At 71.2% G+C, this 18,748-nt stretch carries 23 protein-coding genes and 1 tRNA gene; 15 read left to right on the plus strand and 9 right to left on the minus strand.

Going from position 1 to position 18,748, the window contains the following annotated elements; translation table 11 throughout:
* Positions 1–95 precede the first annotated feature (95 nt).
* A complete protein-coding gene (locus EES43_RS07765) occupies positions 96–584 on the plus strand; it encodes a GNAT family N-acetyltransferase (protein ID WP_124268040.1) in 489 nt (162 codons plus the stop codon).
* Positions 585–619: 35 nt separating this feature from the next.
* Here EES43_RS07765 and EES43_RS07770 read toward each other — a convergent pair whose 3' ends face one another.
* On the minus strand, positions 620–2,686 hold the full coding sequence (locus tag EES43_RS07770; RefSeq protein WP_124268041.1) for an MDR family MFS transporter: 2,067 nt from the start codon (positions 2,684–2,686) through the stop codon (positions 620–622).
* Positions 2,687–2,821: 135 nt separating this feature from the next.
* Here EES43_RS07770 and EES43_RS07775 point away from each other — a divergent pair, with 135 nt between their 5' ends.
* Both EES43_RS07775 and EES43_RS07780 read left to right on the plus strand, forming a co-directional pair.
* On the plus strand, positions 2,822–4,000 hold the full coding sequence (locus EES43_RS07775; protein ID WP_124268042.1) for a peptidoglycan-binding domain-containing protein: 1,179 nt from the start codon (positions 2,822–2,824) through the stop codon (positions 3,998–4,000).
* A gap of 285 nt (positions 4,001–4,285) precedes the next feature.
* The gene (locus EES43_RS07780) at positions 4,286–4,948 is read left to right on the plus strand and encodes an HAD-IA family hydrolase (protein WP_124268043.1); all 663 of its coding nucleotides are present in this window, start codon (positions 4,286–4,288) and stop codon (positions 4,946–4,948) included.
* Between the two features lie 158 nt (positions 4,949–5,106).
* On the opposite strand, the gene EES43_RS07785 is transcribed toward EES43_RS07780, so the two are convergent.
* The gene (locus tag EES43_RS07785; protein WP_124268044.1) at positions 5,107–5,841 is read right to left on the minus strand and encodes an ABC transporter permease; all 735 of its coding nucleotides are present in this window, start codon (positions 5,839–5,841) and stop codon (positions 5,107–5,109) included.
* Between the two features lie 265 nt (positions 5,842–6,106).
* Here EES43_RS07785 and EES43_RS07790 point away from each other — a divergent pair, with 265 nt between their 5' ends.
* The 3 genes from EES43_RS07790 to EES43_RS07800 all read left to right on the plus strand — a co-directional run bounded on the left by EES43_RS07790 (position 6,107) and on the right by EES43_RS07800 (position 9,089).
* The gene (locus EES43_RS07790) at positions 6,107–6,751 is read left to right on the plus strand and encodes an HNH endonuclease family protein (RefSeq protein WP_124268045.1); all 645 of its coding nucleotides are present in this window, start codon (positions 6,107–6,109) and stop codon (positions 6,749–6,751) included.
* Positions 6,752–6,839: 88 nt separating this feature from the next.
* The gene (locus tag EES43_RS07795; protein ID WP_124268046.1) at positions 6,840–8,522 is read left to right on the plus strand and encodes an alkaline phosphatase D family protein; all 1,683 of its coding nucleotides are present in this window, start codon (positions 6,840–6,842) and stop codon (positions 8,520–8,522) included.
* A gap of 120 nt (positions 8,523–8,642) precedes the next feature.
* Positions 8,643–9,089 carry a DoxX family protein gene (locus tag EES43_RS07800; protein WP_124271841.1) on the plus strand — a complete coding sequence of 149 codons (447 nt, stop codon included), beginning with the start codon at positions 8,643–8,645 and terminating at the stop codon, positions 9,087–9,089.
* 48 nt (positions 9,090–9,137) lie between these two features.
* On the opposite strand, the gene EES43_RS07805 is transcribed toward EES43_RS07800, so the two are convergent.
* Positions 9,138–10,130 carry a superoxide dismutase family protein gene (locus EES43_RS07805; RefSeq protein WP_241192348.1) on the minus strand — a complete coding sequence of 331 codons (993 nt, stop codon included), beginning with the start codon at positions 10,128–10,130 and terminating at the stop codon, positions 9,138–9,140.
* Positions 10,131–10,326: 196 nt separating this feature from the next.
* Between EES43_RS07805 and EES43_RS07810 the strand changes: the two genes are divergently transcribed.
* A complete protein-coding gene (locus tag EES43_RS07810; protein WP_124268047.1) occupies positions 10,327–11,070 on the plus strand; it encodes a DedA family protein in 744 nt (247 codons plus the stop codon).
* A 26-nt stretch (positions 11,071–11,096) separates the two neighbouring features.
* On the opposite strand, the gene EES43_RS07815 is transcribed toward EES43_RS07810, so the two are convergent.
* The 3 genes from EES43_RS07815 to EES43_RS07825 form a co-directional block, all read right to left on the minus strand.
* The gene (locus EES43_RS07815) at positions 11,097–11,318 is read right to left on the minus strand and encodes a DUF2277 domain-containing protein (protein ID WP_124268048.1); all 222 of its coding nucleotides are present in this window, start codon (positions 11,316–11,318) and stop codon (positions 11,097–11,099) included.
* Between the two features lie 136 nt (positions 11,319–11,454).
* A complete protein-coding gene (locus EES43_RS07820; RefSeq protein WP_124268049.1) occupies positions 11,455–11,916 on the minus strand; it encodes a DUF7144 family membrane protein in 462 nt (153 codons plus the stop codon).
* A 168-nt stretch (positions 11,917–12,084) separates the two neighbouring features.
* Positions 12,085–12,303 carry a hypothetical protein gene (locus EES43_RS07825; RefSeq protein ID WP_124268050.1) on the minus strand — a complete coding sequence of 73 codons (219 nt, stop codon included), beginning with the start codon at positions 12,301–12,303 and terminating at the stop codon, positions 12,085–12,087.
* 169 nt (positions 12,304–12,472) lie between these two features.
* Between EES43_RS07825 and EES43_RS31195 the strand changes: the two genes are divergently transcribed.
* Both EES43_RS31195 and EES43_RS07830 read left to right on the plus strand, forming a co-directional pair.
* Positions 12,473–12,613, plus strand: coding sequence for a hypothetical protein (locus EES43_RS31195; RefSeq protein WP_164493073.1), 141 nt, complete (start codon positions 12,473–12,475; stop codon positions 12,611–12,613).
* A 2-nt stretch (positions 12,614–12,615) separates the two neighbouring features.
* Entirely contained in the window at positions 12,616–13,152 is a 537-nt protein-coding gene (locus tag EES43_RS07830; protein WP_124268051.1) for a DUF6879 family protein, read from the plus strand.
* A gap of 691 nt (positions 13,153–13,843) precedes the next feature.
* Here EES43_RS07830 and EES43_RS31815 read toward each other — a convergent pair.
* The gene (locus EES43_RS31815; RefSeq protein WP_346774357.1) at positions 13,844–14,224 is read right to left on the minus strand and encodes an HNH endonuclease; all 381 of its coding nucleotides are present in this window, start codon (positions 14,222–14,224) and stop codon (positions 13,844–13,846) included.
* Between the two features lie 119 nt (positions 14,225–14,343).
* Here EES43_RS31815 and EES43_RS31820 point away from each other — a divergent pair, with 119 nt between their 5' ends.
* The 6 genes from EES43_RS31820 to EES43_RS07860 all read left to right on the plus strand — a co-directional run bounded on the left by EES43_RS31820 (position 14,344) and on the right by EES43_RS07860 (position 17,755).
* Positions 14,344–14,889: a hypothetical protein gene (locus EES43_RS31820; RefSeq protein ID WP_346774273.1), complete on the plus strand. Its 546-nt coding sequence runs from the start codon at positions 14,344–14,346 to the stop codon at positions 14,887–14,889.
* Positions 14,890–15,055: 166 nt separating this feature from the next.
* Positions 15,056–15,436, plus strand: a complete 381-nt coding sequence (locus EES43_RS07840) for a type II toxin-antitoxin system RelE/ParE family toxin (RefSeq protein ID WP_124268052.1) — start codon at positions 15,056–15,058, stop codon at positions 15,434–15,436.
* Between the two features lie 54 nt (positions 15,437–15,490).
* A complete protein-coding gene (locus tag EES43_RS07845; RefSeq protein WP_050361301.1) occupies positions 15,491–15,862 on the plus strand; it encodes a helix-turn-helix domain-containing protein in 372 nt (123 codons plus the stop codon).
* Complete coding sequence (locus tag EES43_RS07850) at positions 15,859–16,332, plus strand: hypothetical protein (protein WP_206430005.1); 474 nt, start codon at positions 15,859–15,861, stop codon at positions 16,330–16,332. The genes EES43_RS07845 and EES43_RS07850 overlap by 4 nt, the downstream gene beginning before the upstream one ends.
* 497 nt (positions 16,333–16,829) lie before the next feature.
* The gene (locus tag EES43_RS07855; protein WP_124268053.1) at positions 16,830–17,054 is read left to right on the plus strand and encodes a hypothetical protein; all 225 of its coding nucleotides are present in this window, start codon (positions 16,830–16,832) and stop codon (positions 17,052–17,054) included.
* Positions 17,055–17,350: 296 nt separating this feature from the next.
* A complete protein-coding gene (locus EES43_RS07860) occupies positions 17,351–17,755 on the plus strand; it encodes a hypothetical protein (RefSeq protein ID WP_124268054.1) in 405 nt (134 codons plus the stop codon).
* 193 nt (positions 17,756–17,948) lie between these two features.
* On the opposite strand, the gene EES43_RS07865 is transcribed toward EES43_RS07860, so the two are convergent.
* Entirely contained in the window at positions 17,949–18,338 is a 390-nt protein-coding gene (locus EES43_RS07865) for a VOC family protein (protein ID WP_124268055.1), read from the minus strand.
* 308 nt (positions 18,339–18,646) lie between these two features.
* Positions 18,647–18,721 (minus strand) — tRNA-Val (locus EES43_RS07870).
* Positions 18,722–18,748: the final 27 nt, after the last annotated feature.

The following is an 18,748-nucleotide window of genomic DNA, read 5'->3' on the forward strand; positions in this document are numbered from 1 at the left end:
CCCCGTCGGGCCCCTCGGTTCGTCGCGCGGCCTCTCGCTGCCCCCTGCACGTAATTGCCTCGTCCGTCGGTGCCGCGGAGGCCAGAATGCCTCTCATGACCTGGAACGTGACCGCCGAACGATTCGACTCCCCCGACGCGACGGGGCTGCGCCGCGACTACTACGACGAGGTCGCGAGCCGGTACTGGAAACGCCCGGCGACCGCCGCGGAGATAGCGGACGGGCTGTCCGGGGACGGCGCGGAGCTGCTGCTGCCGCCCACCGGCCAGTTCGTCGTCGGCCGGCGCGGGGGCCTGCCGGCGAGCTGCGCGGGGCTGCTGCTCACGCCGGAGGCGGGGTCCGGCACGGCGGAGCTGACGCGGGTGTACGTGCGGCCCGCGTTCCGGGGCACGGGCGGCGGCGGGCTGCTGCTGGCGGCGGCGGAGGCGGAGGCGCGCGCGCTCGGGGTGCGGCTGCTGCGCCTGGACACCCGGAGCGATCTCGTCGAGGCGCGCGGGCTCTACGCCAAGCACGGCTTCCGGGAGGTCCCGGCGTTCCACCACCGGAACCCGTACGCGGAGCACTGGTTCGCCAAGGAGCTGTGAGGGGCAGAGGTTCCGGCGGGGATGCAGGCAGAGGTTCAGACCGGGGGCTCGTGGGGCCTGCCCGCCGCGTGGTCGCGGGGCGGCGGCGGACTGTGCGGGCGCTCCCGGGTCGACCCGCTCACCTCGGCGGTCAGCTCGGTGACGAGCCTGACCAGGTCGGTGGGGCGCTCGGGTCCCCACCAGTCGCCGAGGAGTTCGGCCAGGGAGTCCTCGCGGGCCCGCGAGAGCCGGACCACGGCCTCGGCGCCCTCATCGGTGAGGACCATCTGGATCCCCTCGCGGCGAGCCAGTCCTCGCTCCTCCACCTGCCGGGCCGCGTCGGTGATCACGTGCAGCGGCACGGGTGCCGTGTCGGCGAGCCGGGAGGGTTCGACCGTGCCGTGCCGCTTGATCCTCAGCAGCAGCCAGCTGGCCGCGGGCAGCAGGTCGTACCCCGCCCTGGCCGTGATCTTCTCGTAGATCTCGCGGCGCCCCTCGCGGGTGGCGAGGACCGACAGGGCGCGGGCGCACTCGTCGTAGGAGGAGCGCTCGACGGGGTTGGAGGCGAGGGTCTGGGTGGGCTCGGGGGCGGTCACCGAGCCCCGGAGCTTGTCCTCGCGGAGGAACCAGGCGAGGACGAAGGCGACGAGGACGACGGGCGCCGCGTACAGGAACACGTCCGTGATCGAGGTGGAGTACGCGGTGAGCACCGAGGGCCGCAGGTCGGCCGGCAGTTGCGCGATGGCCCTCGGGTCGGCGGCGAGCCGCCCGGCGTCGACGCCCGGGGGCAGCGGCAGCCCGGCGAGCGCGTCCGAGAGCATGCCGGTCAGCCGGTCGGTGAAGACGGTCCCGAAGACCGCCACCCCGAACGCGGCGCCGATGGACCGGAAGAAGGTCGCGCCCGAGGTGGCGACGCCGAGGTCCTCGTAGGACACCGAGTTCTGCGCGACCAGGACGAGGACCTGCATCACCAGGCCGAGACCGGCCCCGAACACGAAGAAGTAGACGCTCATCTCCCAGGTGGAGCTGTGCTCGTCGAGGCGGTGGAGCAGCAGCAGTCCGGCGGTGGTGAGGGCCGTGCCCACCACCGGGAAGACCTTCCAGCGGCCGGTACGGCTGACGATCTGCCCGGAGCCGGTCGAGGTGATCAGCAGGCCGAACACCAGCGGCAGCATGTGCACGCCGGACATCGTCGGGGTGATGCCGTGGACCACCTGGAGGAAGGTCGGCAGGTAGGTCATGGCGCCGAACATCGCGAAGCCGATGACGAAGCTGATCACGGCGACGAGGCTGAAGGTGCGGATCCGGAACAGCTTCAGCGGCAGGACGGGTTCCGCCGCGCGCCGTTCGACGGCGACGAACACGGCCAGCAGCACGACGGCGAGCACGGCGAGCGCGATGATCTGCGGGGAGGCCCAGGGCCACGTCGTGCCGCCGAGGGAGGCGACGAGGACCAGGCCGGTGGCGACGGCCGCGATGAGGAGCGTACCGAGGTAGTCGATGGTGTGCCGGTCGCGGCGGACCGGGATGTGCAGGACGGCCGCGATGACCACCAGCGCGACGACGCCGATCGGCAGGTTGACGTAGAACACCCAACGCCAGCTCAGGTGTTGGGTGAAGAAGCCGCCGAGGAGCGGACCGAGGACGCTCGTCACGCCGAAGACCGCTCCGAACAGGCCCTGGTACTTACCGCGTTCGCGCGGGGTGACGATGTCGCCGACGATCGCCATGGACAGCACCATGAGCCCGCCGCCGCCGAGGCCCTGCAACGCCCGGAACCCGATGAGCTGGGACATGTTCTGGGCGACTCCGCAGAGCGCGGAGCCGATCAGGAAGATGACGATCGCCGTCTGGAACAGCTTCTTGCGGCCGTACTGGTCGCCGAGCTTGCCCCAGAGCGGTGTGGCCGCCGTCGCGGCGAGCAGATAGGCGGTCACCACCCAGGACAGATGGTCCAGTCCGCCCAGTTCGCTGACGATCGTGGGCAGCGCGGTGGAGACGATGGTCTGATCGAGTGCCGCGAGCAGCATGCCGAGCAGCAGCGCCCCGATCGCCACCAGGACGGTCCGCCGGGACTGCCCTTCGCCGGGGGCCTGGGCCGGCGGGCTCAGCTGCTGGGCCATGGGCGTCTCCTCCATCCGCTACTCCCCCATCCTGGCCGGTCTGTCCTGTTATGGCCTGCCGAGCGGCGGCGGAGCGTTGGGCATCGCCGGAGCGGGCTGCATAATCGCAGGCAGTTCAAGGGGAGGGGACCCACGATGACCGGACACGCATGCCCGGAGTGCGGCAGACGGACGGCCGCGGGGCCCGGCGGGGAGCACCGGGAACCATGCCGCTGCGCCGCTCGCACGGGTCCGGACGCGGGGGCCGCTCCGCCCGCCGGGGAGGAGCGGCGGGCCGCCCGGTCGGCGGAGATCGCGGCGGCCGAGAACTTCGACCCGCTGCGCGTCAGGCCGTACGTGCCGCCGGCGGAGACCGCGCCGGCCGTGGACCCGCGCACGGAGGCGGGAGCGGGGCCGGGTACGGACATGGATACCGATACCCGTGCGGGCCGGGGTCCGGGTCCGGGCGGTAGCGCGGGTGCCGGTGCGCAGGCCGGTCCGGGCGACGGGGCGGCGACGATGCCGCTGTTCCTGGGCGGCGTACCGGCCGCGTTCGATACGGATACGGGCGCGGGCGCGGGCGCGGGCGCTGACGCCGACACGGGCATCCGCACACGGGCCATCCCGGCGGTGGACGGGAGCGGGCGGCCGATCCCCGGAGCGGACGCCGACGGCCTCGACCCCGTGCAGCCGCGCCGCAGGCGGCCGTTCGCCGCCCTGGCCGTCGGTGCGGCCGTGGCGGCGGTGGTCGGCACGGCCGCCTTCGCCGGAGGGCTGTTCGGCGGGGACGACCGGCGCGAGGAGGCGCTGCCGGAGACCACCACCAGCGCACCGGACGCCGAAGAGGAACCGGCGGCCACCCTCACCCCGTCCCCCACCGCCTCGCCCTCCGCGTCCCGTGGCGCGACCTCCTCGCCGAGCCCGTCGACGTCCGCCTCCGCCTCTGCCTCCGCTTCCGCGTCGACCAGGGCGAGCGCTACGCCGGACCCCACCGCCTCCGCCCCGCCGTCCGCGTCGCCGAGCACCGCCGAGCCCGCCCCGGCCGGAGGCGGCAGCGCGACCCCGGGCCCGCCGTCCGCCGCGCCGCCCGCCCCGGCGGGCGGTCCGACGCTGCGCCGGGGCGACCACGGCCCGGAGGTGGCCGAGTTGCAGAACCGGCTCCGGCAGGTCTGGCTCTACCAGGGGCCCGCGGACGCGGACTACACGGGTCGCGTGGAGAACGCCGTGATGATCTACCAGTCGTACAAAGCGATCCAGGGCGACCCGGTCGGCGTGTACGGGCCGAACACCCGGCGGGCGCTGGAGGCCGAGACGGACGGGACCGGCCGTCGCTGACTGCCGTCGCTGACTGCCGTCACTGAACCCGTGGCGGCACCGGCACGACGGCCCGATTGGCGTTCCTACCCCGGTTTTTGTATCGTGATGGAACAAAGTAGCTCCCGCCCGTACACCCTGACCGGCGGGCGGGGCTACTCTTGTACCGCACGCTCCCGCGCAGCCCGCGTACGTCTGCCCCCGAGGCACACGCACCGGGCTGTCCGCACTTCACCACCCCCGCAATACCTCACCCCGCTTCACGTCGCCCCCGCGTCACTTCACCCCGCGTTCTGGAGTCAGCCGATGCCGGCCACCGTCCTCACCGCCCGAGCCCTCCTTCTGGACATGGACGGCACCCTCGTCAACTCCGACGCCGTCGTGGAACGCTGCTGGCGCCGGTGGGCCGTGGCGAACGGGCTGGACCCCGAGGCGGCGCTCAAGGTGGTCCACGGACGCCAGGGCTACGCCACGATGGCCGTCCTGCTGCCGGACAGGCCCATGGAGGAGAACCACGCGGACAACCGGGTGATGCTCGCCGAGGAGACGGCGGACGTCGACGGCGTGGTCCCGATCGGCGGCGCCGCCGCGTTCATGGCCGCGATCGCCGCTCTCCCGCACGCACTGGTGACCTCGGCCGACAGCGCGCTCGCCACGGCCCGGATGACGGCTGCCGCCCTGCCGATGCCCGCCGTCCGCGTCACCGCCGAGCAGGTCGGAGCGAGCAAGCCGGACCCCGAGGGCTTCCTCAAGGGTGCGGCGGCGCTGGGCTTCGAGGCGGCGGACTGCGTGGTGTTCGAGGACTCGGAGGCGGGCGTCGCGGCGGGCCGGGCGGCCGGCATGCGCGTGGTGGGCGTCGGTCCGCGTGCCGCGGCGCTCTCGCCGGACGCCCACGTCGAGGACCTGACGCTGGTACGGGTGGAGGTGGCCGGGGACGGCTCGATCCGCCTGCACATCAGCGCGACCTGACGCACCCGAGACGCCCGAGACGCCCGAGAGGCGACACGCGACACGCCCGGCACCGGCCACCCGGGACCGCCCGCCGCGCGCTCCCGCCACGCTCCCGGCCGGACACGCCTCCCCTTCTCTGCCGGCCCGGTTCCCTCTCCCCCGTCCGGTCTTCCCCGTCAGTCCCGGTGCAGCAGCCCGCGCGCGACCAGCTCCAGCACCGTGGCGACGGCCACCGCCTGGACGGCCATCAGGGCCACCAGGACGAACAGTTGCACCGCGCCCGCCTGGACCGGTGACGCGCCGCCCAGCAGCATGCCGACGAACGCGCCCGGCAGGGTGACGAGACCGACCGTCCGGGTCTGGTCCAGTCCGGGCAGCAACGCGTCCGACGCCGCCGGGCGTACGATCTCCAGCCGCGCGTCCCGGTCGAGCAGCCCGAGGGCCATCGCCGCCTCCACCTCGCCGCGCCGGGCGGCCATCTCGTCCAGCGCGCGCCGCCCGCTCAGGACGGTCGCGGTCAGCGCCCCGCCGATGAGGATGCCCGTCACCGGAATGAGCGCCAGGCCCCGGACCGGCACGAGCCCCGTGATCAGCAGCGCCACCACCACCGGCAGCACGCCCGCCGCGATCGGCACGGCCGCCCACCGCCAGGTCCGGTTGCCGGTGATCCGCCGCCCCGCCGTCCACACCGCCACGGCGAACATCAGCGCCACGAAGGCGAGCAGGGGCGGCAGGCCGCGCGCGACCCACCCGATCACCAGGGAGACGACGCCGAGTTGGACCGCGGCCCGTATCCCGGCCACCAGGATCTCGCGCGATCGGCCCAGCGAGGCCCACGCGGCGACACCGGCCGCGAACACCAACAGGACGGCGAGGACGACCCCGAGAGTGGGGGACACGGGTAGCAGCACCCGGCCACGATAGGGCCGCCGGACAGCGGGCGGGCCGGACATCGGGCGGGCCGGACAGCGGGCGGGCGAGGCTCCGCCGCCCCAACACACCGAGTACGCCCCCGGGATCACTTCACCCCCGCACAACCCGCCCTACCCCTTGATGTGACGTGCACATGTCGTCACTCTGTTACCTGGCGCCCACTCAGCAGAAACCTTGCGCCGCAACGATGACCGGGCTCCACCGGCCGCCCGTCCAAGCACCCCCCACATCAAGGGAGTTTCCATGTCAGGTGTCTACGCGCGTCGCACCGCCGTCGCCGCCGCAACCGCCGCCCTCGCCGCCACCTCCGTCCTGTTCACCGCGCCGACCGCCTCGGCGGCCATGCCCACGCCGGTCAGCGCGGCGACCGCACGCACCTATCTCGGCCAGCTCACCGTCGGCGCGGAGGGCTCGTCCAGCGGGTACAGCCGCGACAAGTTCCCGCACTGGATCACCCAGTCGGGGGCCTGCAACACACGCGAGGTGGTCCTGAAGCGCGACGGTTCGAACGTCCAGCAGGACTCCTCCTGCGCCGCGGTGAGCGGCAGTTGGTACTCGCAGTACGACGGGGCGACCTGGAGCGCCGCCTCCGACCTGGACATCGACCACATGGTCCCGCTGGCCGAGGCGTGGCGCTCGGGAGCGAGCGGCTGGACCACGGCGCAGCGGCAGTCCTTCGCCAACGACCTGACCCGCCCGCAGCTCATCGCCGTCACCGACAACGTCAACCAGGCCAAGGGCGACAAGGACCCGGCCGAGTGGATGCCGTCCCGCGCGGCGTACACGTGCACCTACGTCCGCGCCTGGGTCCATGTGAAGCACTACTACGGTCTCAGCGTCGACTCGGCCGAGAAGAGCGCGCTCCAGTCGGCCCTGAACGGCTGCTGACCGCGCGGGCCGCCATAAGACGTACGCCCGCGCGGTGCCGTTCCGTACGCTCGGACTCGTCCGTGACCACGGAGCGAGGAGGCACCACATGACCGGGCTGCGTCTGGGACCACTGCTGCGGTACGTCGACTGGGAGTCCGGGGCCGCCGCGACGGTCTGGGTGGAGGCGAGCCGTCCGTGCACCGTGGACGTGCGGTGCGCGGACGGCGCCTCCGGCTCGTCCCCGACCTTCGCGGTGGCGGGCCACCACTACGCCCTCGTGGTCGTGGAGGGCCTGACCCCGGGCTCCACCACGGCGTACGAGGTGCTGGCCGGCGGCCGGAGGGTCTGGCCGCCGCGGGACTCGCGCCTCCCGCCGAGCACCATCACCACGCCCGCGGTGGCCGGGGGCGAGGAGGCGGCCGGGCAGGGCGTCCGGATCTCGTTCGGCTCGTGCCGCTGGGCGGCGGCCCCCGGCGGCGGGCACGACCCCGTCGGCCCGGACGCGCTGGTCACCCTGGCCGCCGGCCTCGCCGCCGACCCCGCCGCCGAGCGCCCCGACGTCCTCCTGCTCCTGGGCGACCAGGTGTACGCGGACGAGACGTCCGGGGCGACGCGGCGCAGACTCGCGGCCCGGCGCGACCTGAGCGAACCGCCGGGCACGGAGATCGCGGACTACGAGGAGTACACCTACCTCTACGACGAATCGTGGCGCGACCCGGAGGTCCGCTGGCTGCTCTCCACGGTTCCAAGCTGCATGATCTTCGACGACCACGACGTCATCGACGACTGGAACACCAGCGCCGCCTGGCAGGAGGACATCCGCGCCACGCCCTGGTGGCACGAGCGGATCGTCAGCGGGCTCATGTCGTACTGGGTCCATCAGCACCTGGGCAACCTCTCCCCCGCCGAGCTGGCGGCCGACCCCGTCTACGCGGCGGTCCGGGAGGCGTCCGACGGCACCGAGACGCTGCGCCGGTTCGCCGCCGAGACGGACGCGGACCCCACCCGCACCCGCTGGAGCTACCGACGTGTTTTCGGCCGAGTACGGCTGGTGATGGTCGACACCCGGGCCGCCCGTGTCCTGGACGAGCGGCGGCGGGCGATGCTCGACGCCGACGAGGACCGCTGGCTGCGCGAGGAAGTGCTCGGCGATCCCGGTTCGTACGACCACCTGCTCATCGGCAGCTCCCTGCCCTGGCTGCTCCCTCCGCTCGTCCACGACGCGGAGACGTGGAACGCGGCGCTGTGCGCGGGAGCCCGGGGCAGCCGCTGGGCCCGCTTCGGCGAGAAGGTGCGACGCGCCGCCGACCTGGAGCACTGGGCGGCGTTCCCGGACTCCTTCCGTACGTTCACGGAACTGCTGCGCCGCGCGGGTAGCGGGCCGGACGCCCCGGCGACCGTCTGCGTGCTCTCGGGCGACGTGCACCACGCGTACATCACCGAGCCCCGTTGGCCGGCCACCGTCACCGGCGGCCCGCCCGAAGCACGCGTCCTCCAGCTGACCTGCTCGCCCGTGCACAACTCGATCCCACGGCCGATCCGCGCCGGATTCCGCTTCGGCTGGAGCCGGGCCGGCCAGCGGCTGGGACGGATGCTGGCGCGCCACGGCCGTACGGGCACGCCACCGGTCTCCTGGGGCAGGTCGGGCGGCCCGTGGTTCGGCAATCAGCTCATGACGCTCACGTTGCGTGGCCGGAACTCCGCACTGACATTGGTACAGGCCACAGCGAGCACCGAAGGCGCCCGGTTGGAGACCGTTCTTGAGCGCGCACTGACGTCCGAGAAATAGACGATTTTCCGCCACGCAGCAGAATGTTGAACTTGCAAGCACTGATGAGGTTTCCCTAACCTGAGGCGCTCAATCGGTTCACGTCCCCCCACGACCGAAGGAGCCCCCATGCCCCTCCGCCTGTCCCTCCGCCTGAACGAGGCCCAGCCCTACGCGCTCGGCCTCTACCGCTTCGCCATCGGCCTGATCTTCGCCCTGCACGGCGCCTCCACGCTCTTCGGCGTGTTCGGCGGCCGGGAGGCGGAGGCCGGGGCCTGGCCCGGCTGGTACGCCGCCCTGATCCAACTCGTCTGCGGCGCGCTGGTCGCCCTCGGCCTCGGCACCCGCGCCGCCGCCTTCCTCGCGTCCGGCTCGATGGCCTACGCGTACTTCACGGTCCACCAGCCGCAGGCGCTCATGCCGACGGAGAACGGCGGCGAAGCCTCGGCGATCTTCTGCTGGGCGTTCCTCCTGCTGGTCTTCACCGGGCCGGGCGCGCTGGCCGTGGACCGGTTCTTCGGCGGGCGGAAGGAGCACGCCCCCGTCGAGACGGCCCGGCACGAGGAGCCCCGGACCGTCTCGGTCTGACCCGACGCCCCCGCCGGGCCGGGGTGGCGCGGTGCGGGACGCCCGGCGTCACCCCGTGCCGTAGGGCCCGAACGGCACCGTGAAGCACGCGATCCGTTCGCCCGCGCCACCCTGCTCGTCGTGGATGACCACCGACCGTGCGCCGCCCTCGCGGAAGCCCCAGCCGTGCCGGGCCCGCGCCGCGCCGTTCCCGTGCCGGTCGGTGCGGAAGTCCAGCCACACCTCGTTCTCCGGGTCGGCGGTGGCGGACGGACGGTGCTGGTAGTGCGGCCCGGCCGCCGCCGGATCGGCTCCGCACGGAGAGGTGTGGACGTGCGCGCCGTACGCGCGGTTCGCGACGAGCCCCTCCAGCCGGGCCGCGACCCCGGTCCCGGCCCGGTCCGCGTACTGCGCCACCTCGATCCGCGCGGCCGGCGGCACGAGCCGGGCGTCGTACGTCAGGGCGTCGGACGGGACGAACGCGCCGGGCGGGGAGAAGACCCCGTGCTTACGGGCCCAGGACGCGCCCCCGCCGGCCGGCCCCACACCGCCGGCCACCTCCGCACCTCCGCCGGCGGATCCGACTCCGCCGGCCGCACCCGTCCCCGTGCCCCCGGAGCCCGTGCCCGCCGTTCCCGTGCCCGCCGTTCCCGTGCGCCGGGAGCCCCTGCCCCCGGAGCCCGCACCACTCGGCCCCTGCCCGCCGTGCGCCGCATGGCTGTCGGCCGCCCCCTGACCGCCGTGCCCGCTCGCCCCGCTCTGCCGACTCGCCCCGCTCTGCCCGCCGTCCGCTCCGTGGGCCGCGCCGAGGCCGCCCGCCAGCACGAGCAGGACGGCCGCTCCCGCGACCACCCCCGAGACCCGCGGAAGCGCTCCGCTCCGCCGCGCTCCCGCTCTGCGGCCTGTCAGGTGCGAGGGGGCGGTCGCGCCGCGGTCCACAACCTGGTCCGTGACGCGATCGCCGGCGCGGTCCGCCTCGTGGTCCGTGCCGCGGTCCGCCTGGTGGTCCGTGCCGTGGTCCGTACCGTGCGCTGTCGTCGTCCGTACCGAGCCTGCCGTCATGCGCTGCTCCAGGGCCTCTCGCCGATGCTGTCCTTCTCCTAACGGCACAGCGTCCGCGAGGTGTACGTGACCTGCACAACATCACCCGGCCCGCCTCCTGCGCGATACCCCCTTCGGCGTACGCTGTACAGCTGACACTGCCGCCCCTGCCGCTCCCCTGCGACGTCGCGGCGTTGACACGATCGGGGAGTAGACGGTGCTTGAGAGTGTGGGCGCGCTGACCAGCAGCCCATGGATCTACGCGGTGGTCGCCCTCTCGGTGCTCCTGGACGTGTTCCTGCCCCTGCTGCCCAGCGGTGTCCTCGTGATCACGGCGGCCACGGCGGCGGCTGCCGGCTCCACCACGGTCAGCGCCACGGGCGGCGGGGCGACCGGGCAGGTGCCCTCCCTGGTCGTACTGATCCTCTGCGCGGCGACGGCCTCGGTGCTCGGCGACCTGGTCGCGTACCGGCTGGCCTGGCGCGGCGGTGACCGGTTGGACCGGGCCATCGCCCGCTCCCGGCGTCTCACCACCGCGCAGGAGCGCCTCGGCGCGGCCCTGAGCCGGGGCGGCGGCGCGCTGGTGATCATCGCCCGGTTCGCCCCGGCCGGCCGCTCCGTGGTCTCGCTCGGTGCGGGCGCGGCGCACCGCAGGGTGCGCGACTTCCTGCCGTGGTCGGCGCTGGCGGGCCTGGCCTGGGCGGGCTACAGCGTGGGGCTGGGCTACTTCGGCGGCCGGTGGCTGGGCTCGACCTGGTTCGGGACGGCCGTATCGGTCCTGGCGCTGTTCGTCGCCGGCGGGCTGGCGGCGTTCCTGATGAAGCGCCCGGCCGGGGCGGACGCGACCGCGTCGGCGGCCGACGCGACGCCGAACGCGGCGGCAGCCGCTCTCCCGCCGGTCTCCGTACCGGCACCTGCCAGCGCACCGGCGGCCCCTGCTCCGTCGCCGGTCACGCCCTGATCCTCCGGGACCTCAGCTCCTGGCCCTCAGCTCCTGGCCGCGCCCCGTATTTCGAGGCCGTCCAGCAGCGTCATGGTGGCTGCGGTGATCTCGTCGACGGCACGATCGAACACCTCGCGGTTGTGCGCGGCGGGCGCCCGGAAACCGGACACCTTCCGCACGTACTGAAGGGCTGCGGCCCGCATGTCCTCCTCGGTGGCCTCTCCGGGGAGAGCGGGCGGGCGAAGGGTCTTGATACTGCGGCACATGCCTCCAGTGTGGACCGCACCACTGACAAGAGCGATCGGCCCGATCCGGCGCGGTGGCCGCACCGCTCGGACGAACCGCGGGCGGTGCGGACCCGACCCGGGTACCGCGCCGCCCGCGGCTTCGCCGCCTCCCCCGTCAGACCACGGTCCTCGACCGGTCCCTCGACCGGTCGGTGCACAGGGCCCAGATGACGAAGATGTCGATGGCGATGGTCACGACGGCCCACACCGGCTGGTACGGGAGCCACATGAAGTTGGCGATCAGAGTGAGCGAGGCGATCACCACACCCAGCACACGGGCCCACGTCCGGCCGCTGAGGATGCCCCAGCCGACGATGATGAGGATCACGCCGAGGACGAGGTGGATCCAGCCCCACGAGCTCACGCTGAACTTGAAGACGTAGTCGTTGATGCGCGCGTACACGTCGTTGGTGGCGATCCCGGCGATGCCCTTGAGCACTCCGAGGACACCGTCCACGAAGAGCAGGACTCCGGCGAACATCGTCCCTCCGGCGGCCCACGGGCTGCCGGTTCTGACGTCCGACCCGGAGGAGGCGGGGCTCGATGGGCCGGGCGTGGGTGAGCTGGGTTGCGACATGGGAACTCCTCTGACGGAACGGGCACCACGCCTGCGTGGTGCCCGACCTGCCCTGTCGGTCTGGACTGATCAGCTCCGACGTTCCTCGCGGCAGGCCGGGCCAGCCACCTGGATGCACCCGAACGGGTGAAGTGTCAGGGGCCTCGACCACGACGACGTCGCACGGGATCACCCCCAGGTGTCCAGGTCGCCGCCGCGCCATTCGATCAGCTCGGGCCGGTTCAGCTCGACGACTTCCTGCGGCCCCGGGCCGAGCCCGGCGGCCCGCAGCAGGGAGGCCACCTCACCGCGCCCGTGCGCCAGCCCCACGATCTGCCCACGCACGGTGACCCGCCGCCCCCCGGTCGCGGAGGGCGGATGGACGATCACGGGAGGATGCTCGGCCATGCCTCCACGGTGCACCGGGGCCTGCGGAGCCGCATCCGGGCCGCTGTCGGCCGGCGGATGAACCGGCGTCCGGCCGCCGCGCACGAACGCCGGCGCGTTTCTCGATCACCGAGCGACGTTCGGCTCCGCCCGGCTGCGCGGCCGGGTCACGACCAAGAGGGGGACGAACATGGCCCGCACACTGCGGATGCTCGGCACCAACTCGAAGACCGGCGAGTGCCCGACGCTCTACGAGAACGTCGACTCGGGCGAGGTCCAGGGATACACCGTCGACCGAGCGCTGCTCGTCAACTTCGCCCCGAAGAAGTGACGTTGCCGAGCGTCGTCTCCGCCGCCCGGATACTCGACTTCTTCCGCGACGGCTTCGAGCACACCGCATGGCGGCTGGAGACCCGCCGGGAGTACGCCGCCGACCAGGAAACCGTGGAGTACCGGCAGTTCCTCCAAGGTGTCGCGCCGCCCCGCGACGAGGACGGCCCCTGGTTCGTCAACGTCCGCGCGCAGACAGCGACCGGGCGGCGCATCGCGAGCGTCCGCCTGGTCGACGAACCTGCGACAGACAACCAGCGGTACTTGCTGGCCACGACGCCCGACAACCTTGGCACCGGCGAGGACATCAGGTACCTGCACCGCTCCGCGGCCGCAGCCATCGGTCTCGGCTGCGAAGAGGACTTCTGGCTGTTCGACTCCCGAGTCGTCGCACGCTTCAACTGCAACGACACCGACCGGCGAATGGAGCTGACAACCGATCCGGAGCAGGTGGTCCGGGCGTGCCGGATCCGCGACGCGGCATGGCACCACGCTGCTAGGTACGAAGAGTTCATCCGACGGGTACGTTCCCCCATGTAAGCACCGACTATCAGCGGGCCCGGGTCCTCCTCGGCGTGCGAAGCCGAGAGCTGCGCACCGAGCCGGCCTGACCGTGCGGGAGTTCGCCGCCCGCTGCCGCTGGGCGCCCTCCAACGCGCCGACACACAGCACCGCCTGCCGCGGCCCGCTCCCGCACATCGCCGCAGCCGAACAGCACGCCGCGTGCACCCGCCAGGGCTGTGCGTGCACCTGCCACACCTGAGCCGGCGCCCCGGCCGCCCGCAGACAGGACCCGCACACCCTCCGGTCGGCCACCCCCTGAGGCAAGGCGCCTCATCAAGGAAGGTGGTAGCCCTGAGGAGATCCAGGCCGCGCTGGAGGCGTGGCGACGAGCCCAGCCGCAGTTGCAAGAGCTCGAAGTGCGCGCCGAGGACCCGCCCGGTTCAGCCGCATGGTCCGGACGCACGGTAGCGGCCCGCCCTTGAGAGCAGGCCGCTTTACCGCACCTACTGGGGTGGCAGTGCGTGGAAAGGGCAAATCCCCAGGTCGCCTGTACCCCGACCTGGGGATTCGGTAGTACGTGGTGGGCGCGGACGGTTTCGAACCGCCGACATCTGCTTTGTAAGTTCGGCCGAAGGTGGTCAAGCACCCTGGCGGGCCCGGCCGCGGCCGCCGTCCAGGATTCTCCCAGGCTGCCGTTGTGCACCGACGTTGATGTCGGCAGTGGATGTCAGCTCACGGGTTCGGCATCTGCGTCGGCTGCCCTGCGCGGTCGTGTCAAAGCCGCGGCGGCCCGCCTGTCATCTGCATGCTTCTGCTCTATCGAGGCTCGCAATTCCGCAGGAGTCGGCCATGGCGCGCGCCGGTGGATCATGCGGTGACAGTTGGCGCAGATGAGGGCGAGATCGCTGAGCTTCGTACGGCCTTCTCCTGCGATATGGAGCGGAAGGACGTGGTGGCACTCGATGTACCCGGCACCGCGGTCCCCGTAGATCTTCTCGAAGTCGAAGCCGCACGCCTCACAAGCGAGCCGTCCGCCACGCTGAAGGACAGAAGCGATCTTCTTCCTACGCAGGCTCTTGTTCCGTTCACGCGCCCGGTGCCGCCGCATGAGCAGCCGCCCCTCCGGCGCGCTGAAGTCGTCGCCGAACTCCTCGTCCTCGGTCGGCGCGAAGGACTGCAACTCGCCGGTGGCGCACCACCGTTGGTGGGCTTCCCCTGATACTCGGGGTGGCGATTGGCGATGTCGAACGTCTTACGGGCGACGCCGTTGGAGTTGCGGAACTTTTCGTTGCGCTCCGCCTCCGCGTGGATGGGAAGCAACTGGAGGAGGGCAGACAGCTCCACCACCCGGCCGTCCTCGGCGTCCAGCCCCTTCCAGCCGTTCTCCATCACGAGGTGGCAGGCAAGGATGACCTCGTCGCGAGCCCAGTCCGGGTTCTTGATGGCCTTGACCGGGAAGCCAACCCGCTTGAGCCACGCCGCGGCATGATCCTTGCCCCCGCTGAACTCGTCCCGCGTGAGGACCCGCCCCTGATCCCACTTGTGGGCCACCCCGGCGACAGCTTTGGAGTCGTACTCCTGGCCCTCGTGAACCAGGACGTAGGACCGCGCCTCCCCGAAGCCGTACTTCGTCAGGAAGGCTTCACGCCCCAACTCGTCATGCTCCGCCAGGACCTTGAGCACGGACTCTCGCGTGATCGCTCCTCTTCGCATAGAGGGATCGTAAGACCCGGCTCTGACAACGCCTTCGGCTCCAAGGACGCACCGGAGTGACGCACGACCTCTCCGTCCCCAAGCAACTAACGCGAGTGTCCGCGCGGCGCTAGTCCACTCCAAGCGACTAGTCAGTGGCGAGCAGACGGCGTCGATTTACCCTCTGTTACGGCCGGGGTTCGCGCGGTAAGGTCAACGCCGCGTGAGGTGCGGGAGGCGGGGGTGGATGGCCAAGACATGGCAGTTCTACCGGTCAGCGCTGGACGCCGATGTCGTCCAGAAGGAGATGGCTAAGTGCCAGCTCAAACAGCATGAGCGCCTACGCCTGGGGAAGATCATGGAGCGCGCAGCCAACGAGGAGCTGCTACCCAAAGATCGCAAGTTCCTCGGTGAGGGGCTGTGGGAGCTGAGGCTGAACTGCGGGGAGCGGATCTTCAGGCTCTTCTACAGCTTGATCGACGGCGAGAGCCCGGTGCTCCTCGCGCTCAGGTTCGTAAACAAAAAGTCCACGCAAGAGGCGAAGACGGACCCAGTCGATATTGACACGGCACGCAAACGGCTATCCGAGTGGCAAAACAGGCCAAGCAGTGACGCAGGCGCTACGTAGCCGTTGAAGTGATATCGGTCCTGAGCGATACTCGGCAGTCAGGGAAGGAGTGCTATGGACGAGCACCTTGCAGGGCTGCTTGGTCTTGACCTCGACGACGCGCAGACGAGTGCTGCCGCCAGCGACGTTGACGCGGTCATGATGCTCGTGGAGACCCTGGTGAAGCATCGCAAAGCGTGCCGCATCACCCAGAAGCAGGTAGCGCAGACCATGGAGACAACTCAGTCTGCCGTCTCCGATCTGGAGCGCCTGGGGGGAGACCCTCGGCTGTCCACTCTTCTGCGGTACGCCCGAGCAGTAGGGATGGCTGTGGCCATTAGGCCACACGTTGTCGACGAACCGGCCCTAAGCACAGACAGCTGGGAGCCGCTGGCACAGAGCGCGGAGACAGTCCCGGTGGCTGGTGGCCGACGTGGTGCTGCGTGAGTGCTGAGTCGTCGTTGCGAGAGGTGTCATCGCTAGAGGAACTGCAGCAACTCGCCAAGCTTGTTGACATCGTCTACTACGAGGTGAGTGCGCGCAGGACCGATGGGTTCGACGGGCTTCGTGACGACCCTGACGAGGAACGAAGCGACGACAAGGCAGAGATCCAGCTCATGCAGCGGATGGAGGGGAATCAGCTGGCTGTCCGCATGCGGGCCGTGGTCGTTACCTCGGAGGGTCGGATGGTCGCAGACGTGGCCGCGGTCTTCAGAACGCCGGAGCCCGTCAGCATTCCAGCAACCATTGCTAAGCGGTTCGCCTCAGTCATCGCGACTCCGGTAGCGCGCCCCTACCTGCGGGAAGCGATCCATCAGTCTGCTGTGAAGGTTGGCATCGCAGCCCCGCTTCTCTCTGTTCTCGATCTTGAAGAAGTTGGGCTGTTGCCAGTGGCAGCCAAGCCTAAGCCTGCATAAACACCGCGCATCCGCACCCACCACTCCCCCTACTCCCATCCCGTCCGCCTTCGACCCACACACCGTGGAGCGGTCGTGGTTCAGGGCGTCAAGGTGGAGCGCGCCACTGTACGAACGACCTTGACGCCCTGGGCCGCGACTGCTCGGCTCTGCCTGGGTCGAAGGTGGTCGGGATGGGCGCCCCACGACGCTCGCCACGCTCCGGCCGGCACTCGCGAGCGGCGCCCCGTCCATCCCGGAGTCTGAGCGCCCCCGCCGGAGGCATCGTCTTGAAGCCGCGGGCTTGGTTCTCGTCTCATGCCCCACGGGCCTACACAGCGGGCGCGCGTCGGCGGCGGCAGCGCCAAGCGGGCCGAAGGCAGGAGCGCGGGCGCAGCCAGAGCCGGGAAGCGCGCCCGGCGGAGCGGAGCGCAGCCGGGTGCCTTGAAGCCCTGCGGAAGGACATCGCCACCACCGAGCACCCCCTCACCGCCAAGCGGTGGCTGAACAAGCCGTCCGTGTCTCCGGTCCTGGCCGACCTCGCGGCCGGCAGACGAGCCCTGACTCACGAGGCCCTCGACGCGCTGCCCGACAGCCCGCCCCTCGCCCACCTCCGCCAAGTCCTCGTCAGCGTCGGTGCCCTGCCCGAGCGGGACGAGTACATGGTCCGCCTCGAACGCTTCCTCACCGGCCTCCTCGCATCCCAGCAAGACCCCGAGCAGCGCAAAGTCCTGCACCGGTAACCCACGGCCTCACCCTGGAAACCTGCCGACAGGCCGACCTCGACCGCTGGCTCACCGACGACTCCGCCACCTACCGCTACATAGCCGGGCATTTCATCCGCTGGGCCCGCACCAACAAGCTCACCACTGTCCACGTCCCCGCCGTCCGCTGGAACGGCCCCACCCAGCCACTCGACGACGAACACCGCTGGAACGTCGCACGCCGGCTCCTGCACGACGACACCCTCAATCCCGAAGACCGCCTCGCCGGACTGCTTCTCCTCCTTTACGCCCAAGGGCCGTCGGCGATCCACCGGTTGACCACCGAGGACGTCGAGATCGGCGTCCAGGAAGTACGTCTCCACCTCGGCGACGCCCCCATCCAGTTGCCCGAGCCCGTCGCCCACCTCGCCCGCACCGTCGTGGCGAACCGCAAGGGCCACGCGACCATCGGCGCCCTGACACCGTCTCGATGGCTCTTCCCCGGCGGACAGCCCGGACGGCCGATCAGCACCACACAGCTGACACAGCGGCTGAACCGGCTCGGGATCCGTCCCAATCAGGCCCGCAGCACGGCGCTCTTCCAGCTCGCCACCGAGATCCCCGCCCACACCCTGGGCATCCACACCGATGCCGCCGTCGCCTGGCAACGCCTCTCCGCTGGCGACTGGGCCACCTACGCCGCAGAAGTCAGCCACCGCTACGTGCCCGGGAGGCAATAGTTTCGTTCTTCACGCCCACAGGTCAGGGCGACGATGCCGACCTCGGCCCACGCGCAAGCGTTTCTCCCCCCATGGCCTTCATCATCACGACCAGCGTCGGGAAGGCGAACACAAAGACACTGACTGCGATCCTCGACCAAGCAGCAGTCGAGGGCTGCACCCCAACGCAGGGTGCAGCCCTCGGCTCATGTGCTTACGACGGCCAGCCGCCATACGGCACGGTAATGAGCTCCATGGCATGGCCGACCGGGTCCATGAAGTACACGCCGCGTCCGCCGTCGTTGTGGTTGATCGCGCCGGGGTGTTGCCGGTGCGGGTCGGCGTAGTGCTCGATGCCGCGCTGCGTGATCCGCGCGTATGCCGCATCAAACTCCGCCTCGGAGACCAGGAAGGCGTAGTGCTGCGGGGTGATCTTGTCTGCGGGGATCGCGGCGAAGTCCAGCGTGACGCCATTACTCAGGTCGACCGCGATGAACGGACCCCACTCTGCGGTGATCTCAAGGCCCAGCAGGTCCGCGAAAAACTCGGCAGACTCCCGGTTGTCCCGGGCATGGACGATCGTGTGGTTCAACTCAACTGACAAGGAATGCCTCCGAGGGCACCTCCCGACACCTCCATGCCTCACCCAGCCGGCGACCGACACGCGATGTCGCTGTGGATCTTAGCCGTCGTTCCAACGCAGCGGTACGCGATCAGGACTGCTGGGGCATTCAGACAGTTTCACTACCCGACGTCACCATTACACGTCGAGCAGGACACGCAGCGCGAGGCCGTGAGTCACCTAGACCGGATGCTGAGGCGGCAGCGTCCCGACCGTGGGTGACCGCGCCCGTTGATGTCAGAAGTGGATGTCAAAGACCCCCAGCCATGATCGGCTGGGGGTCTTTGTGCTGGTGGGCGCGGACGGTTTCGAACCGCCGACATCTGCTTTGTAAGAGCAGCGCTCTACCCCTGAGCTACGCACCCGTGGATGAGGGAACAGCGTACATGGCC

This window comes from Streptomyces sp. ADI96-02, assembly GCF_003846185.1.
GTDB lineage: Bacteria > Actinomycetota > Actinomycetes > Streptomycetales > Streptomycetaceae > Streptomyces.